Annotated in this window: 4 protein-coding genes; 1 reads left to right on the plus strand and 3 read right to left on the minus strand. The window is 72.8% G+C overall.

The genetic code is table 11. From position 1 onward, the window contains the following. Window positions 1–13 precede the first annotated feature (13 nt). Window positions 14–2,638: a valine--tRNA ligase gene (gene valS / locus IEY20_RS14940; RefSeq protein WP_188889277.1), complete on the minus strand. Its 2,625-nt coding sequence runs from the start codon at window positions 2,636–2,638 to the stop codon at window positions 14–16. Window positions 2,639–2,915: 277 nt separating this feature from the next. On the opposite strand from valS, the gene proP reads away from it, so the two are divergent. Continuing rightward, window positions 2,916–4,496, plus strand: a complete 1,581-nt coding sequence (gene proP / locus IEY20_RS14945) for a glycine betaine/L-proline transporter ProP (protein WP_229728087.1) — start codon at window positions 2,916–2,918, stop codon at window positions 4,494–4,496. A gap of 264 nt (window positions 4,497–4,760) precedes the next feature. On the opposite strand, the gene IEY20_RS14950 is transcribed toward proP, so the two are convergent. Continuing rightward, window positions 4,761–6,476 (minus strand): ATP-binding cassette domain-containing protein, encoded by a 1,716-nt coding sequence (locus IEY20_RS14950; RefSeq protein ID WP_229728088.1) that lies wholly within the window; start codon window positions 6,474–6,476, stop codon window positions 4,761–4,763. Further along, window positions 6,473–7,372, minus strand: coding sequence for an ABC transporter permease (locus IEY20_RS14955; RefSeq protein ID WP_022902926.1), 900 nt, complete (start codon window positions 7,370–7,372; stop codon window positions 6,473–6,475). Before IEY20_RS14955 ends, IEY20_RS14950 begins: the two co-directional genes overlap by 4 nt. Window positions 7,373–7,462: the final 90 nt, after the last annotated feature.

Genomic DNA, 7,462 nt, shown 5'->3' on the forward strand with positions numbered 1-7,462 from the left:
GACCCGTGCGACGCTACGCCGGCTGTTCCGCCAGCTCGATGTCGACGACGGCCAGCTCGGCGCCGTCCGTGAACGACAGGTCCGCGATGCGGCCGACGGCCGCGAGGTCGACGGCAGCACGCTCGATGAGCGCACGCGTCTCGGCGGGCGCGGCGACGACCGCCCGCGTCACCGGCGTCTTCTGGGACGCCTTGGCCGCCGTCTTCGCACCGCGGATGCCGATGAGCGCCTGGCCGACGGCCGCGAGCAGGCCCGACGGCCCTGCACCCAGCCGGTCGGCTGCACCCGGCCCCGCGGCGGCCGCCAGGCCGCTCGCAGTAGGCCACTGTGCGCGGTGCACGCTGGTCTCGTGGGTCCAGGCCCAGACCTCCTCGGTCGCGAACGGGAGGAACGGTGCCAGCAGGCGGAGCAGCGCGTCGATCGCGGCGCGCAGCGCGAGGACCGCGCTCGCCTGCGTCTCGTGCGTTGCGTCGGTCGCGGTGCCGTAGGCGCGCTCCTTCACGAGCTCGAGGTAGTCGTCGCAGAACGTCCAGAAGAAGCGCTCGGTGACCTCGAGGGCCCGGGCGTGGTCGAAGCCGTCGAACGCGGCCGTCGCCTGCTCGATGACCGACCCGAGCTCGGCGAGCATGTCGGTGTCGAGCGCCTCGGTCACGGCGTGCGCGCCCTCGGGCAGCGGGAAGCCGTAGACGAACTTCGCCGCGTTGAGGACCTTGATCGCCAGGCGTCGGCCGACCTTGATCTGCTTCGGGTTCTGCGGGTCGAACGCCGCGTCCGTGCCGAGCTTCGAGGAGGCCGCCCAGTACCGGACCGCGTCCGCGCCGTGCTGCTCGAGGATCGACAGCGGCGTGACGACGTTGCCCTTCGACTTCGACATCTTCTTGCGGTCGGGGTCGACGATGAAGCCGGAGATGCTCGCGTGCTTCCACGGCACGACGTCCGCTTCGAGCTGGCTGCGGAGCACCGTCGTGAAGAGCCAGGTGCGGATGATGTCCTGCGCCTGCGGCCGGACGTCGTACGGGAACACCAGGTCGTACAGCGCCGGGTCGGACTCCCATTTGCCCGCGAGCTGCGGGGTCAGCGACGAGGTCGCCCAGGTGTCCATGACGTCGAGCTCGCCCTGGAAGCCGCCCGCGACACCGCGCTGCGACTCCTCGTAGCCGGGGGCCGGCTCGGACGCCGGGTCGACCGGGAGCTGGTCCTCGGTCGGCACGATCGGCTGGTCGTACACCGGGTTGCCGTCGGCGTCGAGCGGGTACCAGACCGGCAGCGGCACGCCGAAGAAGCGCTGGCGGGAGATGAGCCAGTCGCCGGAGAGGCCGCCGACCCAGTTGTCGTAGCGGACGCGCATGAAGTCCGGGTGGAACGCGATCTCCTCGCCGCGCTTCCGGAGCGTGGTCTTGAGCTCCTCGTCACGCGCGCCGTTCACGATGTACCACTGGCGCGTCGAGACGATCTCGAGCGGCTTGTCGCCCTTCTCGAAGAACTTCACCGGGTGGTTGATGGTCTTCACGTCGCCGATGAGCTCGCCGGACTCGGTGAGGGCGTCCACGACGACCTTCTTCGCCGAGAACACGGTCTTGCCCGCCATCTCCGCGTAGAGCGCCTTGCCCTGCTCGCTCGCGATCCACGTCGGCTCGTCGGAGCGGACACGGCCGTCGAAGCCGATGATCGCGCGGTTCGGCAGCTGCAGCTCGCGCCACCACACGACGTCGGTGGTGTCGCCGAAGGTGCAGACCATCGCGATGCCGGCGCCCTTGTCCTGCTGCGCGAGGTGGTGTGCGAGCACCGGGACCTCGACGTCGAACAGGGGCGAGCGGACCGTGGTGCCGAAGAGGTCCTGGAAGCGCTCGTCGTCGGGGTGCGCGACGAGGGCGACGCAGGCGGGGAGGAGCTCCGGGCGGGTGGTCTGGATGACGACGTCGTCCCCGCCGTCCGTCCGGTGGAAGGCCAGCCCGTGGTACGCGCCGGGCATCTCCTTGTCCTCGAGCTCCGCCTGGGCGACGGCCGTGCGGAAGGTGACGTCCCAGAGCGTCGGAGCGTCGGCCTGGTAGGCCTCGCCGCGCTCCAGGTTGCGGAGGAAGGCACGCTGGGCGCTGGCCCGCGAGGTGTCGTCGATCGTGCGGTACGACTGCGTCCAGTCGACGGAGAGGCCGAGCGTGCGGAAGAGGTGTTCGAACTGCTGCTCGTCCTGCACGGTCAGCCGCTCGCACAGCTCGATGAAGTTGCGGCGCGAGATCGGGAGCTGGTCGGCGGCCTTGCTCGACTTGGTGTCACCGCCCTCGAACGGCGGGACGAAGGCCGGGTCGTAGGGGAGCTGCGGGTCGCAGCGGACGCCGTAGTAGTTCTGCACGCGGCGCTCGGTCGGCAGCCCGTTGTCGTCCCAGCCCATCGGGTAGAAGACGTGCTTGCCGCGCATCCGCTCGTACCGGGCCTTGAGGTCGGTGTGGGTGTACGAGAACACGTGACCGATGTGCAGCGAGCCCGAGGCGGTCGGCGGCGGGGTGTCGATTGAGTAGACGGCGGCGCGGTCACCGGCGGCGGAACGGTCGAAGCGGTAGGTGCCGTCCTGCTCCCAGACCGGGCCCCAGACGTCTTCGAGTCCGTCGACCGTGGGCTTCTCGGGCAGGGGCTTCGACATGGCGGGCCTTCCGTTCGGTGCGGTGCTGGGACCGCTCTGTGCGGCACCGAGTCCGTGGTGAGGTGCCTGAATGTCCACGCACGTGCGGCGCGGTACCCCCGATGGTAGCGGCTCGCACCGTCATCGCCGACGGCCGATACCACACCGGCCTGACGGACACGCCGGGCGTTTGGTAGGCTGTCGGAGTTTGTCCGGCGGACGCGGGGTTCGCGAGGACTGCAGTGACGCCGTCCGCCGGGCGCCCGAAGGCAAGACTCAGCACTACCGGAGGAACGATTTGTCACCGAACCAGACCAGCCCCGCGAACGGCGATCGGCCGCTGCGGACGAAGGGCGCCGTGAAGCGGGCCCGCCGCAAGCTGACGAAGGACGACGTCACCGTCGTCGAGGAGTCGCTGCTCAAGCGCGCCGTCGCGGCCGCCGCCCTCGGCAACGCGATGGAGTGGTTCGACTTCGGCATCTTCGCGTACCTGACGGTCACGATCTCGCAGGTGTTCCTGCCGAAGGGGGACCCGGCGGCCAACGTCGTCGCGACCTTCGGGTTCTTCGCGGCCGCGTTCATCGTGCGCCCGATCGGTGGGGCCGTGTTCGGCCCGATCGGCGACCGGATCGGCCGGCAGAAGGTCCTCGCACTGACGATGATCCTCATGGCGGCCGGCACGCTCATGATCGGCCTGATCCCCTCGTACCAGACCATCGGCTTCTGGGCGCCGGTGCTGCTGCTCGTGGCCCGCTTCGTGCAGGGCTTCTCGACCGGTGGCGAGTACGGCGGCGCCGCGACGTTCATCGCCGAGTACTCGCCGGACAAGCGCCGCGGGTTCATGGGCTCGTGGCTCGAGTTCGGCACGCTCGCCGGCTACGTGCTCGGCGCCTCGATCGTCACCGGCCTGCAGTTCGGCCTCTCCGAGGACGCACTCCTCAGCTGGGGCTGGCGCATCCCGTTCATCGTCGCCGGTCCGCTCGGCCTCATCGGGCTCTACCTCCGGCTCAAGCTCGAGGAGACCCCGGCGTTCCAGAAGCAGCAGGAGCAGGCCGCCGAGCGCGAGTCCCAGAAGACCCCGTTCCTCCGCCTCTTCGCCGAGAACTGGCGCTCGCTGCTCATCTGCATCGGCCTGGTGCTGGTCTTCAACGTGACCGACTACATGCTGCTGTCGTACATGCCGACGTACCTCGAGCAGAACCTCGGCCAGAACGCGACCTTCGGCCTGATCCTCATCGTGATCGTGATGATCCTGATGATGGTCGTCATCACGTTCGGCGGTCGGCTCTCCGACCGGTTCGGCCGACGCCCGGTGCTGGCCGCGGGCTGCATCGGCTTCTTCCTGCTGTCGTGGCCGTCGCTCAAGCTCGTCCAGAGCGGCACCGGCGTGGGGGTGTTCTTCGGCCTCCTCATCCTGGGGCTCGTGCTCGTCACGTTCACCTCGACGATGCCCTCGACGCTCCCCGCGCTGTTCCCGACGATCATCCGTTACGGGGCGCTCGCGATCGCGTTCAACGTCTCCGTCTCGCTCTTCGGTGGCACCACCCCGCTCGCGACCTCGGCGCTCATCAACGCCGCGAAGGACGCCGGGCTCGGCTGGGCCGAGGACATCCCCGCGTTCTACCTCATGATCGCGGCCGTGATCGGCCTCGTCGCGGTGTACTTCACGAAGGAGACCGCCGCCACCCCGCTGATGGGGTCGGGCCCGACGGTCGCGCACGAGGACGAGATCGCCGCGGTCATCGAGGACTACAACGACCCGGAGTCCGACCTCGCCCAGTCCGACTGGGCGAAGGACTTCTCGACGAGCGAGATCCCCGTGATCAGCGGCGACGCGCCGACGTCCGGCGGTGAGCGCACGGAGCCCACGGGCTCCTGACGACCGGCCTGGAGGCGCGGTACGGGTCCGTCCCGCACCGCGCCTCCCGTCGTCCGGTCGCGCTGGTGCGGGTCGCGCGCTGAGCGAGTCTCGCGCGGCACGAGTCTCGCGCTGCGCGGGTCGCGCGCTGCCGCGAGTCTCGCGCTGCCGCGAGTCTCGCGCTGCGCGACATCGCTCGTGCGTTCGAGCGCGAGGAGTGTCGCGCAGCACGAGTCTCGGCTCGCGCAGCACGAGTCTCGGCTCGCGCGGCACGAGTCGGCCGCGTCAGGCGGCGGGGGCGGTCGGCCCGGTGGCCAGCACCTCGGCCGCGCGCAACAGCTGCGCCGTCACGGCGTGCGTCGGTCGCGAGAGCACCCGCTCGGCCGGTCCCCGTTCGACCACCGCACCCTCGTGGACGACGAGCACGTCGTCCGCCATCCGTCGGACCGCCCGCAGGTCGTGCGACACGAAGAGCATCGCCACGCCGGCGTCGTCCCGCAGCCGTTCGAGCAGCCCGAGCACCGCGTCCTGCACCGTGGCGTCGAGCGCCGTGACGGGTTCGTCGAGCACGAGGACCTCGGGGTCGGTCGCGAGCGACCGCGCGATCGCCAACCGCTGCCGCTGCCCGCCGGACAGGGTCAGCGGCGACCGGGCGCGCAGCGCGGGGTCGAGTCCGACCTGCCGGAGCGCGCCGTCGACCCGGTCCGCGAGCTCGCCCCAGGCCCGCCGTTCCGCTCCGCCGGAGAACGCGTCGGCGAGCACGCGCTCCACGTCCCAGCGGTCGTCGAAGGTCGCGCCGGGGTCCTGCACGACCGCGGCCACCCGGTGTCGACGGGCACGGCGCTCGCGTTCGGGCAGCGGCACCCACGGTCCACCGTCGAGCGTGACGGTGCCGGCGTCGGGGGACTCGAGTCCGAGGAGGATCCGGGCCAGCGTGGTCTTCCCCGAGCCGGACGCCCCGATGACCCCGAGCACGCGGCCGCGCTCGAGCACGAGTGCCGTGTCGTGCACCGCTGGGACGCCGTCGAACGCCCGCTCGAGGCCGTCCGCGACCAGGATGCCCTCCCTCGCACCGTGCGAGTCGCCCGCATCGGCGGTCGCGTCGTGCGAGGTTCCGCGCACCGTGCGGGGGCTGTGCCCTGCCACGCTGTTGGGATCCTCGCACCGAGCGGGGGCGGGGGCGAGGGCAGATGCGGGGGCGGGTGCGGGGGCGGGGGCGGCCGCGTGCACGAGCGCCGCGGTCGCCGGGTGTTCGGGTGCGTCGAACACCCGCCCGACCGGCCCCTGCTCGACGATCCGGCCGTCCGCGACCACGGCCACCCGATCGGCCCAGCCGGCGACGAGGCCGAGGTCGTGCGTGATGACCAGCACGCCGGCTCCGCGTTGCTGGGCCCGGCGGAGCTGCTCCATGACGGCCACCGCGACACCGGCGTCGAGCGCGGTGGTCGGTTCGTCCGCGACGACGAGCGCGGGGGAGCCGATCGTGGCCGCCGCGATGAGGGCCCGCTGCCGCATCCCGCCGGAGAGCGTCCCGGCCAGCCGGCCGTCGGTCGCGATCGCGGGGTCGAGCCCGACGTCGGCGAGCGCGGTCCGCACGGCCTCGACCCGTTCGGCGGCGCGCATGGACGTGTGCAGTCGGAGTGCGTCCGCCACCTCGCGGCCGACCGGGCGGAGCGGGTCGAGGGCACCGAGGGCCTCCTGGCCGACGTACCCGACGCGGGTGCCGCGGAGCCGACGCCAGTCGCGTTCGCGGAAGCCCCTCGCGTCCGTGCCGGCCACCTCGAGCCGGTCGGCGGCGACCTCGGCTCGGTCGGCGGACAGCCCGAGGAGCGCGCGGGCGGTCACGGTCTTGCCCGAGCCCGAGGCACCCACGAGGGCGACCATCTCGCCGGGGGCGACGTGCAGTCGGACGTCGGACACGAGCCGGACGCCGTCGATCGTCACCGACAGCCCCTCGACGGCCAGGACCGGGCTGCCGTGGGACGTGGTGGCGGCGCTCACCGTGCACCACCGCGTCGTCGGATCGCCCGACCGAGCACCGTGACCGCGGTCGCGAGCACGACGATCGCCAGACCCGGGAACGTGCTCATCCACGGCGCGGTCTGCAGGTACGTGCGGCCGTCCGCGAGCATCGCACCCCACTCCGGGGCCGGCGGTGGCGTCCCGACGCCGAGGTAGCTCAGTGCGGACGCCCACACGACGGCCTGGCCGACGCCGAGCGTACCGACCGCGACCACGGGCCAGAGCGCGGCGGGCAGGACGTGGCGGACGACGATGCGGGCGGGGGAACGGCCGAGCAGGACAGCGGTCTCGACGACCTGCGACTCCCGGGCCGTGCGCACGAGGCCCCGCACGATCCGCGCGTAGCCCGGCGCGGTCGCGAACCCCACGGCGAGCACCGCGGGCACCGGACCGGGGCCGGTGACGGCGATGACGACGAGCGCGACGAGCAGGAGCGGCAGCGCGAAGGCGACCTCGGTGACCCGGCCGACGACGGCGTCGAGCACGCGCCCACCGAGTCCGGCGAGCAGCCCGAGCAGGACACCGGTGGTGGCACCCACGAGGGTCGCCGCGAGCCCGACCACGAGCGACGGGCGCGTCCCCGCCACGACCCGCGCGAGGACGTCGCGGCCGGACTCGTCCGTGCCGAACGGGTGCGCCGCCGACGGCGGGAGGAGCGCTGCTCCCGGGTCCACGGCGAGCGGGTGGGCGCCGCCGAGCAGCGCAGGTGCGACGGCCGCCAGGACGGCGAGCGCGACGACCACGGCCGCGACCAGTCCGGCGGCGCCGAGCGTCCCCCCACGGCGTCGCTCGGCACCCCCGGACGGAGCGCGGGTGGCCGTGGGACCCGTCGCGCCCGTCGTGGGCGTCCCCGCCGGGTCGAGGATCCCGCTCACCGGGACGCCGCCGTCCGCGGACGCCGACGGAGACCGGCCCCGCGGAGACCGGCCCCGCGGAGACCGGCCCCGCGGAGACCGGCCCCGCGG

Source organism: Curtobacterium luteum (genome assembly GCF_014646995.1).
In the GTDB taxonomy this organism is placed as follows: domain Bacteria; phylum Actinomycetota; class Actinomycetes; order Actinomycetales; family Microbacteriaceae; genus Curtobacterium; species Curtobacterium luteum.